This is a genomic window from Streptomyces sp. ISL-100 (genome assembly GCF_018614615.1).
GTDB lineage: Bacteria > Actinomycetota > Actinomycetes > Streptomycetales > Streptomycetaceae > Streptomyces.
On the sequence record NZ_JAGGOK010000111.1, the window covers coordinates 60972 to 82165 of the forward strand.

15 protein-coding genes are annotated in these 21194 nt (G+C 69.3%); 10 read left to right on the forward strand and 5 right to left on the reverse strand.

From position 1 onward, the window contains the following. Nucleotides 1-15 precede the first annotated feature (15 nt). Genes J7E89_RS37235 through J7E89_RS37245 form a run of 3 tightly spaced genes read left to right on the forward strand, consistent with a single transcriptional unit; the run spans nt 16 to nt 4628 of the window. On the forward strand, nt 16-1158 hold the full coding sequence (locus J7E89_RS37235; protein WP_214980529.1) for an acyl-CoA dehydrogenase family protein: 1143 nt from the start codon (nt 16-18) through the stop codon (nt 1156-1158). 44 nt (nt 1159-1202) lie between these two features. Beyond that, on the forward strand, nt 1203-2417 hold the full coding sequence (locus J7E89_RS37240) for an acetyl-CoA C-acetyltransferase (protein WP_214980530.1): 1215 nt from the start codon (nt 1203-1205) through the stop codon (nt 2415-2417). Nucleotides 2418-2453: 36 nt separating this feature from the next. Further along, on the forward strand, nt 2454-4628 hold the full coding sequence (locus tag J7E89_RS37245) for a 3-hydroxyacyl-CoA dehydrogenase NAD-binding domain-containing protein (protein WP_214980531.1): 2175 nt from the start codon (nt 2454-2456) through the stop codon (nt 4626-4628). A 215-nt stretch (nt 4629-4843) separates the two neighbouring features. Here the strand turns inward: J7E89_RS37245 and J7E89_RS37250 are convergent, their stop codons facing one another. Then, nucleotides 4844-5572, reverse strand: coding sequence for a MerR family transcriptional regulator (locus J7E89_RS37250; protein WP_214980534.1), 729 nt, complete (start codon nt 5570-5572; stop codon nt 4844-4846). Nucleotides 5573-5685: 113 nt separating this feature from the next. Between J7E89_RS37250 and J7E89_RS37255 the strand changes: the two genes are divergently transcribed. Continuing rightward, a complete protein-coding gene (locus J7E89_RS37255) occupies nt 5686-6162 on the forward strand; it encodes a macro domain-containing protein (RefSeq protein ID WP_214980536.1) in 477 nt (158 codons plus the stop codon). A 132-nt stretch (nt 6163-6294) separates the two neighbouring features. On the opposite strand, the gene J7E89_RS37260 is transcribed toward J7E89_RS37255, so the two are convergent. Both J7E89_RS37260 and sph read right to left on the reverse strand, forming a co-directional pair. Continuing rightward, nucleotides 6295-7272 (reverse strand): cation diffusion facilitator family transporter, encoded by a 978-nt coding sequence (locus J7E89_RS37260; RefSeq protein ID WP_214980537.1) that lies wholly within the window; start codon nt 7270-7272, stop codon nt 6295-6297. A gap of 239 nt (nt 7273-7511) precedes the next feature. Then, entirely contained in the window at nt 7512-8531 is a 1020-nt protein-coding gene (gene sph, locus J7E89_RS37265; RefSeq protein ID WP_214980538.1) for a sphingomyelin phosphodiesterase, read from the reverse strand. A gap of 172 nt (nt 8532-8703) precedes the next feature. Between sph and J7E89_RS37270 the strand changes: the two genes are divergently transcribed. From J7E89_RS37270 to J7E89_RS37280, 3 genes are all read left to right on the forward strand, one after another. Beyond that, nucleotides 8704-9210, forward strand: a complete 507-nt coding sequence (locus tag J7E89_RS37270) for a hypothetical protein (protein ID WP_214980539.1) — start codon at nt 8704-8706, stop codon at nt 9208-9210. Between the two features lie 9 nt (nt 9211-9219). Further along, nucleotides 9220-10080 (forward strand): oxygenase MpaB family protein, encoded by an 861-nt coding sequence (locus tag J7E89_RS37275; RefSeq protein ID WP_214980540.1) that lies wholly within the window; start codon nt 9220-9222, stop codon nt 10078-10080. Between the two features lie 207 nt (nt 10081-10287). Beyond that, on the forward strand, nt 10288-13065 hold the full coding sequence (locus J7E89_RS37280) for a glycosyl hydrolase (protein WP_214980541.1): 2778 nt from the start codon (nt 10288-10290) through the stop codon (nt 13063-13065). Nucleotides 13066-13110: 45 nt separating this feature from the next. Here J7E89_RS37280 and J7E89_RS37285 read toward each other — a convergent pair whose 3' ends face one another. Both J7E89_RS37285 and J7E89_RS37290 read right to left on the reverse strand, forming a co-directional pair. Further along, on the reverse strand, nt 13111-14142 hold the full coding sequence (locus J7E89_RS37285; protein ID WP_214980543.1) for a LacI family DNA-binding transcriptional regulator: 1032 nt from the start codon (nt 14140-14142) through the stop codon (nt 13111-13113). Between the two features lie 156 nt (nt 14143-14298). Then, on the reverse strand, nt 14299-15810 hold the full coding sequence (locus J7E89_RS37290) for a M1 family metallopeptidase (RefSeq protein ID WP_214980545.1): 1512 nt from the start codon (nt 15808-15810) through the stop codon (nt 14299-14301). A gap of 165 nt (nt 15811-15975) precedes the next feature. Between J7E89_RS37290 and J7E89_RS37295 the strand changes: the two genes are divergently transcribed. The 3 genes from J7E89_RS37295 to J7E89_RS37305 all read left to right on the forward strand — a co-directional run bounded on the left by J7E89_RS37295 (nt 15976) and on the right by J7E89_RS37305 (nt 21051). Further along, nucleotides 15976-17949 (forward strand): Xaa-Pro dipeptidyl-peptidase, encoded by a 1974-nt coding sequence (locus tag J7E89_RS37295; RefSeq protein WP_214980547.1) that lies wholly within the window; start codon nt 15976-15978, stop codon nt 17947-17949. Beyond that, a complete protein-coding gene (locus J7E89_RS37300; RefSeq protein WP_214980549.1) occupies nt 17949-19229 on the forward strand; it encodes a M14 family metallocarboxypeptidase in 1281 nt (426 codons plus the stop codon). The genes J7E89_RS37295 and J7E89_RS37300 overlap by 1 nt, the downstream gene beginning before the upstream one ends. Nucleotides 19230-19302: 73 nt before the next feature. Next, nucleotides 19303-21051: a BCCT family transporter gene (locus J7E89_RS37305; protein WP_374196979.1), complete on the forward strand. Its 1749-nt coding sequence runs from the start codon at nt 19303-19305 to the stop codon at nt 21049-21051. Nucleotides 21052-21194 lie beyond the last annotated feature (143 nt).

The window sequence follows — 21194 nt, forward strand, 5'->3', positions numbered from 1 at the left end:
AGGCAGGAGACAGAGTTGAAGCGTCAGATCTTCACCGCGGAGCACGAGGCCTTCCGGGAGACGGTGCGCACCTTCCTGGCGAAGGAAGTGACGCCGTACTACGAACAATGGGAGAAGGACGGCATCGTCAGCCGCGAGGCGTGGCTGGCGGCAGGAAAGCAGGGGCTGCTCGGTCTCGCCGTACCGGAGGAGTACGGGGGCGGCGGGAACGCCGACTTCCGCTACAGCGCCGTACTGGCCGAGGAGTTCACCCGCGCGGGCGCCGCCGGGCTCGCGCTCGGGCTGCACAACGACATCATCGGCCCGTACCTCACCGGCCTTGCGACCGACGAGCAGAAGCGGCGCTGGCTGCCCGGCTTCTGCTCCGGCGAGACGATCACCGCCATCGCGATGACCGAGCCGGGCGCGGGCTCCGACCTCCAGGGAATCGTCACGACGGCCGAGGACCGGGGCGACCACTGGGTGCTCAACGGCTCGAAGACCTTCATCTCCAACGGCATTCTCGCCGACCTGGTGATCGTCGTCGCCAAGACCTCGCCCGAGGGCGGCGCCAAGGGCCTGTCCCTGCTCGTCGTGGAGCGCGGCGCCGAAGGCTTCGAGCGCGGGCGCAATCTCGACAAGATCGGCCAGAAGTCCCAGGACACCGCCGAGCTCTTCTTCAACGACGTACGCGTCCCGAAGGAGAACCTGCTCGGCGAGCTCGACGGCGCCTTCATCCATCTGATGACCAACCTGGCACAGGAGCGCATGGGCATCGCGGTCGCCGGGATCGCCGCGGCCGAGCACCTGCTGGAGATCACCACGACGTACGTCAAGGAGCGCGAGGCGTTCGGGCGGCCGCTGTCCAAGCTCCAGTACATCCGCTTCGAGATCGCGGAGATGGCCACCGAGTGCGCCGTCACCCGTACGTTCCTCGACCGCTGCATCGTCGACCACTCGAACGGGGAGCTCGACGCGGTCCACGCGTCGATGGCCAAGTGGTGGGCCACCGAACTCCAGAAGCGGGTGGCCGACCGCTGCCTGCAACTGCACGGCGGATACGGCTATATGACCGAATATCGCGTCGCGAAGGCCTTCACTGACGGCCGTATCCAGACGATTTACGGTGGTACGACCGAGATCATGAAGGAAATCATCGGCCGGTCGCTGCTCGCCTGACTCTCCCTGTTGTCACGTCACGTAATCCTCGAAAGGCTGCTGTCTTGAGTACCGAAGCGTTTGTGTACGACGCGATCCGCACCCCGCGCGGACGCGGCAAGGCCAATGGCGCCCTGCACGGCACCAAGCCGATCGACCTCGTCGTCGGCCTCATCCACGAAGTGACCCGGCGCTTCCCCGGCCTGGACCCGGCAGCCATCGACGACATCGTGCTGGGCGTCGTCGGCCCCGTCGGGGACCAGGGCTCGGACATCGCCCGTACCGCCGCGATCGCCGCCGGACTGCCGGACACGGTCGCCGGCGTACAGGAGAACCGCTTCTGCGCCTCGGGCCTGGAGGCCGTCAACCTGGCCGCCATGAAGGTACGTTCGGGCTGGGAGGACCTGGTCCTCGCGGGCGGCGTCGAGTCGATGTCGCGCGTCCCGATGGGCTCGGACGGCGGCGCCTGGTTCGCCGACCCGATGACCAACTTCGAGAACGGCTTCGTCCCGCAGGGCATCGGCGCCGACCTCATCGCGACCATCGAGGGCTATTCACGGCGTGACGTCGACGAGTACGCCGCGATGTCGCAGGAGCGGGCCGCCGCTGCCTGGAAGGACAGCCGCTTCGAGCGCTCCGTCGTCCCCGTCCGGGACCGCAACGGCCTGGTCGTCCTCGACCACGACGAGCACATGCGCCCCGGTACGACGGCCGATTCGCTGGCCTCGCTCAAGCCGTCGTTCGCCGCGATCGGCGACATGGGCGGCTTCGACGCGGTGGCGCTCCAGAAGTACCACTGGGTCGAGAAGATCGACCACGTACACCACGCGGGCAACTCGTCCGGCATCGTCGACGGCGCGGCACTCGTCGCGATCGGGACCAAGGAGGTCGGTGAGCGCTACGGCCTCACCCCCCGCGCCCGTATCGTCTCGGCGGCCGTCTCCGGCTCCGAGCCCACCATCATGCTGACGGGCCCCGCGCCCGCCACCCGCAAGGCGCTCGCCAAGGCGGGCCTGACCATCGACGACATCGACCTCGTCGAGATCAACGAGGCTTTCGCGGGCGTCGTCCTGCGCTTCGCCAAGGACATGGGGCTCTCCCTCGACAAGATCAACGTCAATGGCGGCGCCATCGCCATGGGCCACCCGCTGGGCGCCACCGGCGCGATGATCCTCGGCACCCTCGTCGACGAGCTGGAGCGACAGGACAAGCGGTACGGCCTCGCCACCCTGTGCGTCGGCGGCGGCATGGGTATCGCCACCGTCGTCGAGCGTGTCTGACCGTCCCGTCCCCACCCCTTACGGAGAACCCACAGCATGAGCGAGTCCACCACCATCCGCTGGGAACAGGACGAGACCGGTGTCGTCACCCTCGTCCTGGACGACCCCAACCAGTCGGCCAACACCATGAACCAGGCCTTCAAATCCTCCATCGCGGCGATCGCCGACCGCGCGGAGGCAGAGAAGGACTCCATCCGGGGCATCATCTTCACCTCCGCCAAGAAGACCTTCTTCGCGGGTGGCGACCTCAAGGACATGATCAAGGTCGGTCCGGTACACGCCCAGCAGGTCTTCGACACGGGTACGGCCATCAAGAGCTCCCTGCGCCGCATCGAGACGCTGGGCAAGCCGGTCGTCGCCGCGATCAACGGCGCGGCCCTCGGCGGCGGTTACGAGATCGCTCTCGCCTGCCATCACCGCGTCGCGCTCGACGCGCCCGGCTCCAAGATCGGCCTGCCCGAGGTCACGCTCGGTCTGCTCCCGGCGGGCGGCGGCGTCACCCGTACCGTACGCCTCATGGGCATCGCGGACGCGCTGCTGAAGGTCCTCCTCCAGGGCACGCAGTACAACCCGCAGCGGGCCCTCGAGAACGGCCTGATCCACGAAGTAGCGGCCACCCGGGACGAGATGCTCGCGAAGGCGCGCGCCTTCATCGACGCCAATCCGGAATCCCAGCAGCCGTGGGACGTCAAGGGCTACAAGATCCCTGGCGGCACCCCGTCCAACCCGCGCTTCGCCGCGAACCTCCCCGCCTTCCCCGCCAACCTCAAGAAGCAGACGGCGGGCGCCCCCTACCCCGCCCCGCGCAACATCCTCGCGGCGGCCGTCGAGGGCGCGCAGGTCGACTTCGAAACGGCGCTGACCATCGAGGCCCGCTACTTCACGGAACTCGTCACGGGTCAGTTCGCCAAGAACATGATCCAGGCGTTCTTCTTCGACCTCCAGGCCGTCAACTCCGGCGCCAACCGCCCCAAGGGCATCGAGCCGCGCCCCGTCCGCAAGGTCGCCGTCCTCGGCGCCGGGATGATGGGCGCGGGCATCGCGTACTCCTGCGCGCGCGCCGGCATCGAGGTAGTCCTGAAGGACGTGACGCCCGAGGCCGCCGCCAAGGGCAAGGCGTACTCCGAGAACCTCCTCGCGAAGGCGCTCTCGCGCGGCCGTACGACCGAGGCCAAGCGGGACGCGCTGCTCGCCCTCATCACGCCGACCGCCGACGCGGCCGACCTCGCGGGCTGCGACGCCGTGATCGAGGCGGTGTTCGAGGACACCTCGCTCAAGCACAAGGTGTTCCAGGAGATCCAGGACGTCGTCGAGCCGGACGCGCTGCTCTGCTCCAACACCTCCACGCTGCCCATCACCGGCCTGGCGGAAGGGGTTTCCCGCCCCGTCGACTTCATCGGCCTGCACTTCTTCTCGCCGGTCGACAAGATGCCGCTCGTCGAGATCATCAAGGGGGAGCGGACGGGCGACGAGGCGCTGGCCCGCGCCTTCGACCTCGTACGCCAGATCAAGAAGACGCCGATCGTCGTGAACGACTCGCGCGGCTTCTTCACCTCGCGTGTCATCGGCCAGTTCATCAACGAGGGCGTCGCGATGGTCGGCGAGGGCATCGAGCCCGCGTCGATCGAGCAGGCGGCGGCCCAGGCCGGCTACCCGGCGAAGGTCCTGTCCCTGATGGACGAACTGACCCTCACTCTCCCGCGCAAGATCCGCAACGAGACGAAGCGGGCGATCGAGGCCGCGGGCGGCACGTGGCCGGGGCACCCCTCGGACGCGGTCATCGACCGGATGGTCGACGAGTTCGGGCGTACGGGCCGCAGCGGCGGGGCGGGCTTCTACGAGTACGGCGAGGACGGCAAGCGCACGCGCCTGTGGCCGGGGCTGCGGGAGCACTTCGCGAAGCCGGGCGCGGAGATCCCCTTCGCCGACATGAAGGAGCGGATGCTGTTCTCGGAGGCGCTGGATACGGTCCGCTGCTTCGAGGAGGGCGTGCTGACGTCGGTCGCCGACGCCAATATCGGCTCCATCATGGGTATCGGCTTCCCGGCCTGGACGGGCGGCGCGATCCAGTACATCAACGGGTACGAGGGCGGCCTGCCCGGCTTCGTGGCCCGCGCGCGCGAGCTGGCGGCGACATACGGCGAACGCTTCACGCCGCCGGCGCTGCTGGTGGAGAAGGCGGAGCAGGGGGAGCGTTTCAGCGACGCCTGATCCCGAACTGGGGCTCCGCCCCAGACCCCGCTCCTCAAACGCCGGAGGGGCTGGAATTTGCCCAGGGGGCAATATCTGGCCCGTCCGGCGTTTGAGGACACGCCCGTAGGGCGTCTGTGTGGTCTGGGGGCTGGGGCTGGCCCCAGTTCGGGAAGGGGCGGGTGGGGGAAAGCCCCGCGCAGCGGCACCCGCGCCCCCTAGCCCCAGCTACCCACTCACTCCGCCGTGAACGCCGCCCGCAACTCCTCCCTCAGCGACCGCTGAAACGCCGTCACCAGCGCCTGCACCACCATCGGCTGCATATGCGCCGACAGCGACTTCATAGCCTTCACATGCTCAGGATCCGACTCCCGCTCGCGGTAAGGACCCCACACCTCGTCCTTGAAAAGGTTCGTGAGCGCGTGCGCCACCGACCGAGCGTGCTCCAGGAGAATCGTCCGGGCGGCGAGGATCGTCTCGTGCGCTATAGGCACACCGAGTAGCTGTACGCCGAGACCCAGCAGCCCAGGGTCGACGCGAAACGTGTCGGGGGCCTCCGCCCGCTCCAGGACGTTCATCGCGGCGAGCCGGTCGATGTCCTCGTCCGAAAGCGGACGGCCCGCCCGGCGATCGAGCTCCGCCCGGGTCGCGTCCTCCGCCGAGTCCGGCGCCCACGACGCCACTACCGCACGGTGGATCGCCAGATCGTGCGCGCTCAGGTCGGGCGGCAGCTGCTCCAGGTAGCGCTCGATCGCGGCGAGCGTCATGCCGTGGTGCTGAAGCTCCTCGATGAGCGCCAGCCGGGACAGGTGGGCGGGCCCGTAGTGTCCGACGCGGCGCGGGCCGATCACGGGCGGCGGGAGCAGGCCACGGGTGCTGTAGAAGCGGACCGTACGCACCGTGACCCCGGCCCGCGCGGCCAGCTCGTCTACCGTGAGCGTCGGCCCCTCGGTGTCCGTCGTCATGACTGCGCCTCGCTTCCAGTACTGCGCCAGTACAGTGCAACAGTATTGCTGTCTCACCACTGTTGTGAAAGCTGTCCGGCCGGACTGTCAGTGGTCGCCCGTACGGTTGTGCCATGTCGGGGATCAGTTACGTACGGGGGGACGCCACCGCGCCGCAGGGCAAGGGCGTCAAGATCATCGCGCATGTCTGCAACGACCTGGGCGGCTGGGGCGAGGGCTTCGTGCTCGCGATATCCCGCCGGTGGCCCGAGCCGGAGGCCGCGTATCGCCGCTGGCACCGGGAGCGGGCGGGCAACGACTTCGGCCTGGGCGCCGTGCAATTCGTCCAGGCCGGGCCGTACGTCTGGGTGGCCAACATGGTGGGCCAGCGCGGCATACGGACCGGCAGTCAGGGCGTGCCGGTCCGGTACGACGCGATCGACGCGGCGCTCGAAGCGGTGGCGGCCAAGGCGGCAGAGCTGGGCGCCTCGGTCCACATGCCGCGCATCGGCTGTGGGCTCGCGGGCGGAAAGTGGTCGCGGATCGAACCGCTGATAGGGGAGCGGCTGGTGATGCGGGGCCTCGCGGTCACGGTCTATGACCACGGCTGACTGAGCCTGAGCAGCGCTGGATGGTGCGGGGCGAATCCAGCTCGTCCGGCGTTCGAGGACACGCCGTAGGGCGTCTCGGGGGGTCTGGGGGCTTGCCCCAGCGGGCAGGGAAAGCCCCGCAGGGGTCGCCCGCTAGGCCCCCCGGGCGAAATGGTGGGCCAGTGGTGCGTGCGGGTCCGGGGCTGCCGGGTGCGGGGTGTGGTCCACGTGGACCGTGGCGCCGGCCAGCCGGCCCACCGCGTGCAGCAGCGCGTGCTCCGCCGCTACCGCCACCGCGTGCGCCTGGACCACCGTCAGGCCGGGGTCGACCACCACAGACGTCTCGGCGCGCAGACTGTGGCCCAGCCACCGCATGCGGACGGCGCCCACCGCCCGTACGCCCTCGACATGGGACAACGCGTGCTCGGCCTCGTCCACCAGCGCCGGATCCACCGCGTCCATCAGCCGCTGCCAGATCTCCCGGGCCGCGCCACGCAGCACCAGCACGATCGCGGCCGTGATCAGCAGCCCGATCAGGGGGTCGGCGTAACGCCAGCCGAGCGCGGAGCCGCCCGCGCCCGCCAGCACGGCGAGGGAGGTGAATCCGTCGGTGCGGGCGTGCAGCCCGTCGGCGACCAGCGCGGCGGAGCCGATCTTCCTGCCGGTACGGATACGGGCCCGCGCCACCCACTCATTGCCCGCGAAGCCGATCAGGCCGGCCGCGGCGACCGCCGGGAGGTGGCTGACCTCCTGCGGATCGAGAAGGCGCCGCACCGCCTCGTACCCGGCGAACACCGCCGAGGCGGCGATCACCAGCACCACGAACACTCCCGCCAGATCCTCGGCCCGCCCAAAGCCGTAGGTGTAGCGGCGGGTCGCCGCGCGCCGCCCCAGCAGGAAGGCGACGGCCAGGGGCAGCGCGGTCAGGGCGTCGGTGGCGTTGTGGACGGTGTCGCCGAGCAGCGCGACCGAACCGGACAATGCGGCGACGACGGCCTGGGCGGCGGTGGTCGCCGCGAGGACCGCGAAGGAGAACCAGAGGGTCCGGAGCCCTGCCGACGAGCCTTCGAGCGCGGAGTCGATCCGGTCCTGATGGCCATGGTGATGGTGTCCGTGTCCGTGACCCGTCATGTTCACCACAGTGGCATACCAACTCCCTTGCAGCCACTGTCGAAAAACAGCCCGTGACCAGGTGCGAACCGCTCGCGATTACCCCACTGGGCGCCGCCACCATGTCCCCGCCAGGAACCCCCGTCGCCCCGGTCGATCCCCGGCCATGTCGTCCTCCTCCAGCCCGTCCGTTCCGGTCTCCTGCTCCACCAGACCGGACGGGCCGGTGCGGAATGTGACATCAGCCCGCGCGCATACGGTCAGCGGCCGCTTGCCACCACCGGGTAGTGGTCGGAGAGATTCGTGTACGTGTACTGCTTGCCCCAGCTGGAGACGGTCCAGGGCGCGCTCTGCTCCTTGATCACCTCGTTCGTCCAGCCGGCCGGTTTGACGTGCCCGGCGCGGTGCAGGACGTAGTCGAGGTCCTCGCGCGGGTCGTCCGGGTAGCGCTCGGAGGCGATCGAGTTGTCGGCGGTGTCGAACGAGTACGGGTGGCCGGTGCGCGCGTCGTCGCCGGTCAGCCCGCCGTCGGCGAGCATCGTGGCGTACTCGGGGCTGTGCGAGTCGACGTTGAAGTCGCCCGCGACGATGACCTGCTCGGAGGCGGGGATGTTCTTGCCGTCGAGGAAGGTGTCGATCGCCTTGAACTGCCGGCTGCGCATCTGGGCGGCCTCGCCCGCGCCGCAGCCCGGGTCGGTGGACTGGGCGTGCGTGCCGACGACATGGACCTTGGTGCCGTTCACGTCCAGCACGGCGTACACGAAGCCCTTGTTGGAGTACCAGTCGGCGCCGCACGCGTCCTTGTAGACGTACTGCTCCTTGCGGACGACCGGCCACTTGCTGAGGACCGCGACCCCGCCGTCCTCCGGAGTCGTGGAGGAGTACGAGCCGCCGGTCGCGTCCCAGCCGGTCTTGCTGCGGCCCATCACCGGTGTCTGGTACGGGTACTGCGGCGCGGCGTTGCTCTTCAGCGCGTCGGCGGCACCGTTGTCGAAGGCTTCCTGGACGACGACCACGTCGTTGCCCTGGAAGAAGGAGGCCGCCGGTATGGCCTTCGCGCGGTGGTCCTGGCCCCAGTTGGGGTAAAGGTTTTTGCTGAAAAGAAAGACGTTGTACGACAGCACCTTCAGCGACGGCACCTCGGCGGAGGCGGAGGCGGAGGCGGCGGCCGGGGTCACCGGGGCCGCGGAGACGGCCGGGGCGGTCGCGGCAAGTGTCGCGGCCGCCAGTACGGTGGCCAGGGCGGCGCCAGGGGTACGGCGGAGCACGGAGTGCGGCACTGGGACTCCTGTTTAGAGTGGGGGGGCTAAAGCTCGGCGCGGCACATCAAATCAGCCGTAGTTACCTTCCGGTAGCCATTGGGCGGCGATTGCCTTGCAGGCGGCACACGATCTCCCCAACTCCCGTTACCCATCGGGTTCGTGCACCTGCACGAATGGGTAGGTCCCGGGCATGAACGCACAGCTGATACCCATGGACTTGGGTCCCCTCAATCCGGGCGTACCGGAACTCGTCGTCGGCTTCGTGTCCTTCGCCGCCGTGTTCTGGGCGTTCTCCCGGGTTCTGCTGCCCCGTATCAACAAGGTCCTGGAGCAGCGCGAGGAAATGACCGAGGGGCGTCAGCAGCAGGCCGAGGACCTGCGCGCGCAAGCCGCCGGTGTCCGCGCCCTGTACGAGTCCGCGCTGGCCGATGCCCGGCACGTCGCCGCCAGGACCCGCCAGCAGGCGCACGAGGAAGGCATAGCCCTGATCGCCGCCGCCCGTGCGGACGGCATGCGCGTACGCGAGCAGATTCTCGCCGATGGCGCGGTGGTGGTCGCCGCCGAACGGGCCGCCGCCGAGGCCGTACTCCGCCCGTACGTCGACGGGCTGGCGCTGGAACTGGCCGGTCGCATCCTCGGCGAGCCCGTCTCCGCCCCCGCCCACGCCCCCGCACCGGCGGCCGACCGCCAGCCGTAGCCTGGAGGTATGAAGATCAGTGAGCAGGACCCCGCCCCACCCCCTCCCGGCGGTGTCCTGTGGTCGGTCGCCGGTGACGTGCGCTCGCTGCTCATGCTTCCCGCCGCCCTCACCCTCCAGGTCGCCCGCCCGGCCGTCGGCGCGGGCGTCGACCAGCACTCCGTCTTCCGTACGGACCCGTGGGGGCGCGGCGAGCGGTCGCTGCGCTCCGTACAGCTGTGGGTGTACGGGGGAGAGGCGGGCGCCGAGGAGGGCCGCAGGCTCCGGCGGCTCCACAAGGGCATCCAGGGCACCGACGCGCACGGCCGCCCGTACCACGCGCTCGACCCGGCCCACTATTCCTGGGTCCATGCCACCGGCTTCCCCTGCTACCAGCACGCGCTGCGCTATCTCTACCGGCCGCTGACCGAGGCACAGGAGCGGCAGCTGTACGCCGAGTGGCTCCAGGTCGGCCGGATCCTCGGCATCAGCGACCGGGACATGCCGCAGACCGTCGAGGAGTTCTGGCCGTACTACCGCAAGATGCTGGCCGAGGAGCTGGAACCGACCGTGGTGGTACGGGAACTGATCGCCACCGACAGCCCGGTTCCCGCCCCCGACCGGGGCCCGCTGCCGGTACGTCTCGTCCTGCGCGCCCTGTGGCCCGTTCTGCTGCCGCCGCTGGCCCGCTTCCGGGCGTTCGTGACCGTCGGCTACATGCCGCCGGACGCGCGGGAGGCGCTGGGGCTGGAGTGGAGCGACGTACAGGAACGCAGGCTGCGCCGGTTCAGCCGCGTCGTACGCACCCTCGTTCCGCTGTTGCCCGAGCGGCTGCGCTATCTGCCCCTGGCGCGCGAGGCCAGGGCGCGGCACCGGAACCAGGTCTCCTGAAGCTGACTGAGAGCGCTCTCGGAAATCCACTCTCGGCATGCTCCCGCGTGCTCTTCCCCGTCAACAATTGAACGCACCGCGGTCAGCGGCGCTCCCAACTGCCGTCCGTGTCACATGTATTGACACTTCCATTACAGGAGTTTTACGTTCCCTGATATCTGAGAGCGCTCTCGGACGCCCTTCCCCCACGACTCCGAGGTGCCGTCCATGCCAGCTCCTCCGTTCAGAACCGCGTCCACACTGGTCCTCGTCTCCGCCCTGGCCGCCATCGGCCTCGGCTCCGCCGCCTCTCCAGCGACCGCCGCCACCGTCCCCGTCGGGTCCGGCAGTTACTCCGACGTACGCCCCGCCGGAACCTCAGGACCCACCACCAACACCGGCACACCCGTCACCCCCAAACTCACCCCAGCAGCGAAGGACAAGCCGCTCCCCACCAACGACTGGTGGTCCTCCCTCGCCTTCCAGAGGTACGGCGACAACCCGCACTCCACCCCCATGTACGGGCACCCGCTCACCTACCAGGCCACCGCCGCAGGCCTCGAAGTGGGCTACCCGACCACCCCTGCCGTCGTAGGCGACGGCAGGCAGTACGAGTACGCCCACAAGCGCGACCTCACGCTCGGCCTGACCGGCCTCAACTCACCCGACACCAAGGCCGACGACTGGTCCGACTGGACCGTCACCCCGTACTGGTCCGACGGCGCCCGCACCCTGCGCACCACCATCGGTCACGGCCTGCCCTTCGTGTACGCCAAGGGCTCGGGCGCCGGCGCCCAGATCACCACGGCCGCAGCCCCCACCGTCTTCGCCGACCAGGGCAACGTCCTCGGCATCACCGTCACGGGCCACCACTACGCCCTCTTCGCACCCACCGGCAGCGACTGGAACATCGCCGGATCGACCATCACCGCCGGCCTCGGCGCCAAGGACTACTTCTCGCTCGCCGTGCTGCCCTCCACCGACGCCCTCGCGACGTACAAGAAGTACGCGTACAGCTTCGTCACCGGCTCCAGGGCGAGCTGGACCTCCACCGGCGGCACGGTGAAGGCGACGTACACCCTCACCACCGAGGCGAAAGAGGGCAGCGAGACCGGCACGCTCCAGGCCCTCTACCGCCACCAGTGGCTGCACACCGCCGACCCGCTCACCCCGCACACGTACATCTCACCGCGCGGCACGATGAAGGTCCGCGAGGGCAGGTCCTTCACCACCAGCCAGCGAGCTTCCGGCGTGCTGCCCGCCCTGCCGCAGTCGAGCGGCGTCGACAAAGCCCGGCTCAGGGGCTACCTGACCGAGGCCGCGAACGCCGCCGACCCGTTCTCCGGCGCCACCGACACGTACTGGACCGGCAAGGCGCTGGGCCGCCTCGCCCAGCTCGTACCCCTCGCCGACCAAATCGGTGAGGCCGCCGTCCGCGACAAGCTCCTCGGCCTCATGAAGGGCCGCCTCCAGGACTGGTTCACGGCGGGCGGACCCAACGAATTCTCGTACGACAAAACCTGGAAGACGCTGACCGGCTATCCGGCGTCGTACGGCAGCGACACCGAGCTCAACGACCACCACTTCCACTACAGCTACTACGTCTACGCGGCCGCGATCGTCGCGCAGTACGACCCGGCCTGGGCCGCCGACTCCGCGTGGGGCGGCATGGTCAAGACGCTCGTGCGCGACGCCGCCAACCCCAGCCGCACCGACACCGCCTTCCCCTTCCTGCGCGGCTTCGACGTGTACGCCGGCCACAGCTGGGCCTCCGGCCACCAGGGCTTCGCGGCCGGCAACAACCAGGAGTCCTCGTCGGAGTCCACCAACCTCAGCGCAGGTCTCGTCCTGTGGGGCGCGGCGACCGGCGACACGGCCCTGCGCGACCTCGGCACGTACCTCCTGACCACCGAGTCCGAGGCGATCGCGCAGTACTGGTTCGACGCCGACGAGCAGGTCTTCCCGTCATCCTTCGGCCACGACACGGTCGGCATGGTGTGGGGGAGCGGCGGGGCGTACGCCACCTGGTGGACCGCGAACCCCGAGGAGATCCACGGCATCAACGTCCTCCCCGTAACAGGCGGTTCACTGCACCTGGGCGGTGAGAAGGCCGCCATCCGGCGCAACCTCGCCGAGATGGAACGGGAGAACGGCGGACCGGCCGTCGAATGGCGCGACATCCTCTGGGAGTTCCAGTCAATGGCCGACCCGGCAGCCGCCAAGGCCAAATGGGACGCGGGGAACACCGCTTACACCCCGGAGCAGGGCGAGTCCAAGGCGCACACCTACCACTGGATCAGCACCCTCGACACGCTCGGCGCCCCCGACGCGACGGTGAGCGGTGACATCCCGACGTCGGCCGTCTTCACCAGGGGGACGGTACGGACGTACGCCGCCCACAACCACACCTCCACCACCCGCACCGTGACCTTCTCGGACGGCGGGAAGCTCACCGTCCCCGCCCGCTCGACCGCGACGGGCACCGGCACGGGAGGCACCGACCCGGACCCGGATCCCGAACCCCCCACCGGCAACACCTTCCAACTGCGCACAGGCGGCGCCCTCACGACCACCACAGGGACCACCGCCACCACCGACACCATCGCCTCGGCGCGCGGCGCCAATTACGACGGCACCCCCCACCAGCCGCTGACGTACACGGTCAAGGGGGTCAACGGCACGCTCAAATCCGGTACGCCGACCGCCTTCCGCCTTCAGCTCGACGCGGGCACGACGGTCGGCCTCGGCCAGCAGGCCCGGGTCAGCTACGACCTGACGGGTGACGGCACGTACGACCGGACGGAGACGTACCAGTACTTCGCGACCGACCCGGTGGCGGGCTGGGAGCAGTACACCCAGGCTCGCGGTCTCAAGTCGGCGACCGGCACGCCCGGCGACCTCAAGGGCGGCACCGTACGCCTCGAAGTGTGGAGCGCCATCGGCAACGGCGCAGCCCAGCTCCGCACCGGAACGGGCGATTCGGTCCTGGTGATTCCCTACCAGTGACCGGAACGTACATCCCACCCCCCACACGCGGCGGGTCCCGGCCGATCAGGCCGAGGCCCGCCGCACCAGCTCGGTAGGCGTGATCACCGAGGCCGGCGCGTCCCCCGCTCCAGCCCCCTCGCTGCTCAGGACCCGCATCAGCAGTCGGACCATCAGCCGGCCCATTCCCTCGATGTCCTGGCGGACCGTGGTCAGCGCGGGATCCGCCGACTCGGCAACGGTCACCATGTCGTCGAAGCCGACGAACGCGACGTCCTCCGGCACCCGCCGCCCCCTCTCCCGCAGGACCCGCAGCGCGCCCGCCGCCATGAGGTCGTTGGCGGCGAAGACCCCATCCAGGTCCGGCCGGCGCGCGAGCAGCTCCGCCATGGCGCGCGCACCGCTGTCCACGGTGAAGTCACCCTGCGCGGTCAGCGCGGGATCGGCGTCGAACAGTACGTCGCGGTAGCCGTCGGCGCGGTCGATGGCGGAGGTCTGGTCGCGGGGCCCCGCGATGTGCGCGATGCGTTCCCGGCCCAGGCCGACGAGATGGCGTACGGCCGCCCGGGCGCCGCCCCGGTTGTCGCAGTCGACGTACGGCACCGCCTCCGCCCCGCCGCCGGGCCGGCCGCCGAAGACGGTCGGGACCTTGGTGCTGAGGATGAGGGCGGGCAGTCCGTCGTCGTTGTGCAGGGAGAAGGCGAGCGCGCCGTCGACGTGACCGCCGCCGAGGTAGCGGGCGATCCGGTCGTAGTCGTCCGGCCCCTCCACCCACAGCAGCACCAACTGGGAGTCGCTAAGCGTCAGTTCCCTGCTGATGCCGCGCACCTGCTGCTCGAAGAAGGGGTCCGAGAAGATCCTGAACTCCGGCTCCGCGATGACCACGGCCACCGCGCCGCTCTGGCGCGTGACGAGGGACCTGGCCGCTTGATTCGGGACGTACCCCAACTCCTCGACCGCCTCACGCACCTTGTCGGCCAGGGGCTGCCGCACGCCGGCGCCGCCGTTGACGACACGGGAAGCCGTGGCCCGGGAGACTCCGGCGCGGGCGGCGACGGCTTCGAGAGTGGGGCGGGAACCGGCGGACTGCTCGGGCAAGGCGGGTGCTCCTTGGCGGCTCGGGACGGCAGCGGGGGAGAGGGCTGCCGAGAGGGAGAATATCCGCAGCCAAGCCCCCTTGAGAGCGCTTTCAGCCCACTGGCGCGACAACGCCGCCGCCCCTCGCGAGGGGACGGCGGCGCGGCGTACGACCGGTCAGTGGTGGTCGCGCTCGTGGATCGTGTTCGTCGCGGCGATCTTCTTCCACGACTTGGGCTGCACGGGCTTCGCACCTTCATCGGCGCCCGAGCGGGCGATCCGGCTCTCGGCAGCCGACGGAGCACCCGGCTTCGACGGCTCGTACAGCCAGGTGTCGAAGAGCGCGGCGAGCGGCTTGCCCGAGACGCTCTCGGCGTACTTCACGAAGTCGCCCACACTCGCGTTGCCGTGGGCGAACTTGGCCGGCCACCCCTTCAGAATCTTGAAGAAGTCCTCGTCGCCGACCTCGTTGCGCAGCGCCTGCACGGCCAGCGCGCCCCGGTCGTACACGGCGATGTGGAACTGGTTGTCCGGCCCCGGGTCACCCGGCTTGACCGTCCAGAAGGGGTCGTCGGCCGCGCGCGTCTCGTACACGTAGTCCGCGAGCTCCTGTGTCGTGCCCTCCCCCTCCTTCTCGGACCACAGCCACTGGCTGTACCGGGCGAAGCCCTCATTGATCCAGATGTCCTTCCAGCCCTTGACCGCGACGCTGTCGCCGTACCACTGATGCGCCAGCTCATGGACGACGACCGACACATTCGCGCCGTTGGCGAACTGCCGCGGGCTGTAGAACGGCCGGGTCTGCGTCTCCAGCGCATACCCGCTGGTCACGTTCGGGACGTAACCGCCGAGGGCGTTGAAGGGGTACGGGCCGAAGACCTCTGTCAGGTACTCGGCGACCTCGGTGGTCCGCTCGATGCTGGCGCGCGCGGCCCCGGCGTTGTCGCCGAGGTCCTTGCTGTAGGCGTTGAGCACGGGCAGCCCGTCCGCCGTCTTGTCCGTCGTGATGTCGAACTTCCCGACCGCGAGCGTGGCGAGATAGCTGGCCTGCGGCTTGTTCGAGCGCCAGTTGTAGCGGGTCCACCCGAGCTTCGAGCTCTGCGACTGGAGTACGCCGTTGCTGATGGCCTGCGTGCCGTCCGGCACCAGGACGGAGACGTCGTACGTCGCCTTGTCCAGCGGGTGGTCGTTGCTCGGGAACCACCAGACGGCCGAGTCGGGCTCCTGGGCGGCGACGCCGCCGTCCGGGGTGCGGTGCCAGGCGGTGTAGCCGCCGATCTTCAGCTCGGAGGGCTTTCCGGCGTACCGCACGACGACCGAGACGGCCCGGCCCTTCTCCAGCGGCGCGACCGGAGTGACGACCAGCTCCTGATCGCCCTCCTTGGCGAACTTCGCCTTCTTCCCATTGACCCGCACTTCACTCACACCGAGACCGAAGTCGAGGTTGAAGCGCGAGAGGTTCTGCGTGGTGGTGGCGAGGATCGTCGCCGTGCCCTCCAGCAGGTCGGTCGTGGGCTGGTACTTGAGGCGGAGGTCGTAATGAGCTACGTCATACCCGCCGTTGCCACTGGCCGGGTAGTAGCTGTCGCCGACGCCCGGCGCGCCCGGACCAAAATTGGCTGCCGATGCCGGGATCGCCAGCAAGAGCGAGGCCGCCAGCGCGCCCGGGACGATAAGTCTGCGGTGCACGGATACTCCAAGTCATCAGTTCGAAGGATCTGTTGGCAGCTTATTCAGCCCCAGTGCCACCAGTCATGTCCATGGTCGCTCCTGTCACACAATTGCCATCCGGCCGACACGCGGACCACTCCTGCCCTCTTTTGCACGGGAGTTGACCGGAGTACCTTCCGGCGCATGCCGATACCTGCGCGGGGATCCCGCTTGAAGTGGCGAAGGCTCATTCCGGCGACTACGGCTGCCCTGGTGGCTATCATGCTGACCCCGGCGGGCGCCCAGGGCGCCGCCGGCACCAGGGAGAGCAGACCGGTCTACTCCTACGACAACGCGATCCGCGAAGCCGTATGGGTGGACACCAGAATGGACGGCGACGGCGACGGGAAGAGCGACCGCGTCGCCGTCGACATAGTCCGCCCCAGGGAACCGGCCCAACAGGGCCGCAAAATACCCGTCATCATGGACGCCAGCCCGTACTACGCCTGCTGCGGGCGCGGCAACGAGAGCCAGAAGAAGACGTACGACGCGGACGGCAACCCCGTCCAGTTCCCCCTCTACTACGACAACTACTTCGTGCCCCGCGGCTACGCCTTCGTCGCCGTGGACCTCGCCGGCACCAACCGCTCCGACGGCTGTGTGGACGTGGGCGGCCACTCCGACATCCAGTCGGCCAAGGCAGTGGTCGACTGGCTGAACGGCCGCGGCAAGGCGTACACCAGCCGCACCGGCACCGAGCGCACCAAGGCCGCCTGGTCCACCGGAAACACCGGCATGATCGGCAAGAGCTACGACGGCACCATCGCCAACGGTGTCGCGGCGACCGGCGTCGAGGGCCTCAAGACGATCGTCCCGATCGGCGCGATCTCCTCCTGGTACGACTACTACTTCGCCCAGGGCGCCCCGCTCTACGACAGCGGCCCCGAGTGGCTGTCCGACTACGTCGAGAGCCCCGACGCCCGCGCCCGCTGCCAGGCAGTCCAGAAGCGCCTGGTCGACGAGGCCCCGCGCAACGGCGATTTCACCAGCCTCTGGGCCGAGCGCGACTACGTACCGAACGCGGACAGGACGAAGGCCAGCGTCTTCGTCATCCATGGCATGCAGGACCTCAACGTCCGCGCCAAGCACTTCGGCCAGTGGTGGGACGCCCTGGCCGACGCAGGCGTCGACCGCAAGATCTGGCTCTCCCAGACAGGCCACGTCGACCCCTTCGACTTCCGCCGCGCCGACTGGGTGAAGACCCTGCACCGCTGGTTCGACCACGAACTCCTCGGCTACGACAACGGCATCGACAGTGAACCGATGGCCGACATCGAGCGAGCCCCCGACCAGTGGTCCACCGACAAGGTCTGGCCGCCCCGCTCCACCGCCGCCACCACCCTGCGCCCCGGCAAGGGATCCGCGCCCGGCGTCGGCACCCTCTCCCTGAAGCCCGCCGCCTCCGGCGCGACGGAGACCTTCACCGACGACCCCAAGCTGAGCGAGAGCGACTGGGCCGCGCAGATCGACACATCAACCCCCGCCAAGGCCGGCTTCACCACCAAGCCGCTGACCGGCGACCTGCGCCTGTCCGGCTCCTCCAAGGTGACCATCACCGCGACGCCGTCCACTTCCACAGCGCACCTGTCCGCAGTCCTGGTCGACCTCGGCCCCGACACAATCCGCGACTACACCGCATCCGGCGAAGGCATCACCACACTCACCAACCGCACCTGCTGGGGTCCGAGCACCACCGGTGACAGCTCCTGCTTCAAGGAGACGAAAGCTCGTACCGCGAACGTCGACTACACCGTCTTCAGCCGCGGCTGGGCCGACCTCGGAACCCACGCAGACCCGGACCGCGGCCGCCCGCTCACCCCGGGCAAGCGGCACACGATCACCCTGGACCTCCACGCGAGCGACCACGTCGTCCCCGCCGGACACCGTCTCGCGCTGATCGTCGGCGGCACCGACGCGGGCCTCATCGACCCGCCGTCCACCACCCCGACGCTCGGTATCGACCTTTCCCGTACGACCGCGGAGCTGCCCATAGCAGGCGGCTCGCAGGCCTTCGCCCGAGCAACAGCAGGCTCGCCGTACTCCACCGCACCGGGCGCCCGCCTCGACGGCGTGGCCGAGCCGCGCGACATCCGCCCGATCCCGGGAGCCACCCGCTGATGCACCCGCGTATCCGCGCACTCGTAATCGGCGCCGCCGCAGCGGCCCTGGCCGCACCCGCCACGACAACCGCCCAGGCGTCCCCGGCCCCACCCCGTACCGGCTTCGAGTCGACCAACGGCGCCCGCTGGACGACCCAGCCCGAGGAACAAGACTTCCTCACCACAGTCGACCGCGCGAGCAGCAACATCACCAAATCCACCATCGGCACCACGAACCAGAACCGCCCGATCCAACTGGTACGCATCGGATCTCAGCAGCGCACATCCACCACCATGCTGCTGATCTGCTCCCAGCACGGCGACGAACCGTCAGGACGCGAAGCCTGCCTGACGACCGTCCGGGACCTCGCGTACGCCAAGGACAAGAGCACCCTCGACTTCCTCGCCCGCACCACGATCCTCGTCATCCCCACCGCTAACCCCGACGGCCGCGCGGCGAACACCCGTACCAACTCCGACAACGTCGACATCAACCGCGACCACATCGCCCTGAAGACCGCCGAGGCCAGGGCGATGGCCGCCGTCATCCGCGACCACAAACCCGAAATCATCTACGACCTGCACGAGTACGGCGCCACCTCGCCGTACTACGACAAGGACCTGCTCTCCCTCTGGCCCCGCAACCTCAACACGAACACCCACGTGCACGCCGAAGCGCACACCCTCTCCGAGTCCTATGTACGCCCCCGCGCCGAGGACGCCGGCTTCAGCAGCGGCATCTACGGCATCTGGACGGATCCAGTAACAAACGAACCGGTCAAACAGGTGGCGGGCGACGGCCAGGAGCGCATCCTGCGCAACACGGCCGGCATCAAGCACTCGGTGGGCCTCCTGGTGGAAACCCGAGTAGACCCCCTGACCGCCGACGAAAGAAACAACCCCGCCCTCAACAACAAACGCCGCGTAGAGACCCAACTAGCAGCCCTGACCGGCGCATTCACCTTCACCGACGAGCGCCGGGGCCGCATCAAGGCCGCCACCACCCAGGCACGCCTCGCGGGCTTCGCGGACCGAGGCCCCGTCCACCTCGGCGGCGCCGACAACGACCCGCCCGAACCCACCGAGACAATCGACAATCCCCCTTGCGGCTACCACCTCTCCCCGGCGCAGTACGCGGACATCAAAGACGAACTGGCACTGCACGGCGTCGTCTCCCACTCCCGCACCACCGGCGCCTACGTACCACTGCGCCAGTCCCAGCGGAACCTCGCCGCCCTCCTGCTCGACGACCGTGCGGCGTACCACCTCACAACCGGGAGGCCCGACACCACCTGTTAGACAGCTGGGACGTGCAACACATGTGGTAGGGGGTACGGGAGAGCGAAATCAGGCTCCCGCGAATTCCTGAAAGGTGCCCCCTGTGTCGCACGAACAGAAACCGGCTCAACGGCTTCGGCTGCCGGTGAGGGCGGCTCTCCCGGGCCGCCACCCGCACGAGGACGAGACGCCCCGGACCGACCGGGTGGTGTTCGGCGTAACGGCCGTACTCACCGTGGCCTTCGTGGTCTGGGGCTCCGTCTTCACCGAGACGCTGGAGAGCGTCTCCGACAAGATGCTGAGCGGCCTGATGCACAACGGCGGCTGGGCCTTCGTCCTGGCCGCCTCCGGGTTTGTCGTCTTCGCTCTCTGGCTGGCCATCAGCCGTTACGGCAGGATCCCGCTCGGCCAGGAGCACGAGGGACCCGAATTCCGTACCGTCTCCTGGGTCGCGATGATGTTCAGCGCGGGCATGGGCATCGGCCTGATGTTCTACGGCGTCAGCGAGCCGCTCGCGCACTACACCACCCCACCACCGGGCACCGACCCCGCCGACTCGGCGGACGCGATGCAGACAGCTCTGGCCACCACCCTCTTCCACTGGACCCTCCACCCGTGGGCGATCTACGCGGTCGTCGGCCTGGCCATCGCGTACAGCACCTTCCGGCGCCGCAGGCGGCAGACCATCAGCGCCGTGTTCGTGCCGCTGATCGGCAAGAAGCGCGCCGACGGCACGCCCGGCCGGGTGATCGACATCCTCGCGATCTTCGCCACCCTCTTCGGCTCCGCGACCTCCCTCGGCCTCGGCGCCCTGCAGATCGGCAGCGGATTCCGGGAACTGGACTGGATGGAGAAGGCCGGCACCGGACTGCTGATCTCCATCATCGGCGTCCTCACCGTCGCCTTCGTCTTCTCGGCCGTCTCCGGTGTCGAAAAGGGCATCCAGTGGCTGTCCAACACCAACATGGTCCTCGCGGTCGTCCTCGCGCTCTTCGTGTTCATCGCCGGCCCGACGATCCTCGTACTGGACCTCCTCCCCACCTCCCTCGCCGCCTACATCGACGAAATCCCCCAGCTCGCCGGCCGTACCGAGGCGGCAACCGGTGGCGGCGAAGTCTCGGACTGGCTGAGCAGCTGGACCGTCTTCTACTGGGCGTGGTGGATCTCCTGGACGCCCTTCGTCGGCATGTTCATCGCGCGTATCAGCCGCGGCCGTACGATCCGTCAGTTCGTGGGCGGCGTCATCCTGGTCCCCAGCAGCGTCAGCCTGGTCTGGTTCGCCATCTTCGGCGGTACGGCGATGAAGCTCCAGGAGCGCGGACAGCTCGCCGAGGAGGCGACGCCCGAGGGCCAGCTCTTCGGCGTACTCCAGGAGTTTCCCATCGCCGGCGTGATGAGCCTCCTGGTCATGATCCTGGTCGGCATCTTCTTCGTCTCAGGGGCAGACGCCGCCTCGATCGTCATGGGGACGCTCTCCCAGCGAGGCACCTTCGAACCGGCGAGGCTCGTAGTCATTTTCTGGGGCGTGGTGACCGGCGCGGTCGCAGCCGTGATGCTGCTGGTCGGCGACGGCAAGGGAGACGCGCTGGCCGGCCTCCAGAACCTCACCATCCTCGTCGCGGCACCCTTCGTACTCGTCATGGTGGGCATGTGCCTGGCCCTCATGCGCGACCTGCGCCAGGACCCGCTGATCGTCCGCGGTGAGATCGCCGAGGAGGCCGTGGAGAGCGCGGTGATCGCGGGCCACGAGAAGTACGCCGGCGAATTCGAGATCCGGATCGGCCCGGGCCCGGAGGCCGACACCACCCCGGGCGAGGAAGACGAGCGCAAGAAGAACCCCTGACAGAACACCCCCGGCACCGTTTCGCGTTCCGAGGTGCCGGGAGGGGACGTGGCGGGGTGCTCCCCGCAGGGTGTCGAACGCAACCGCCCCGAACGAAACCGAGAACCGGAACGTTCGGCACCCGAGGAGACGCCCCGTCGCGG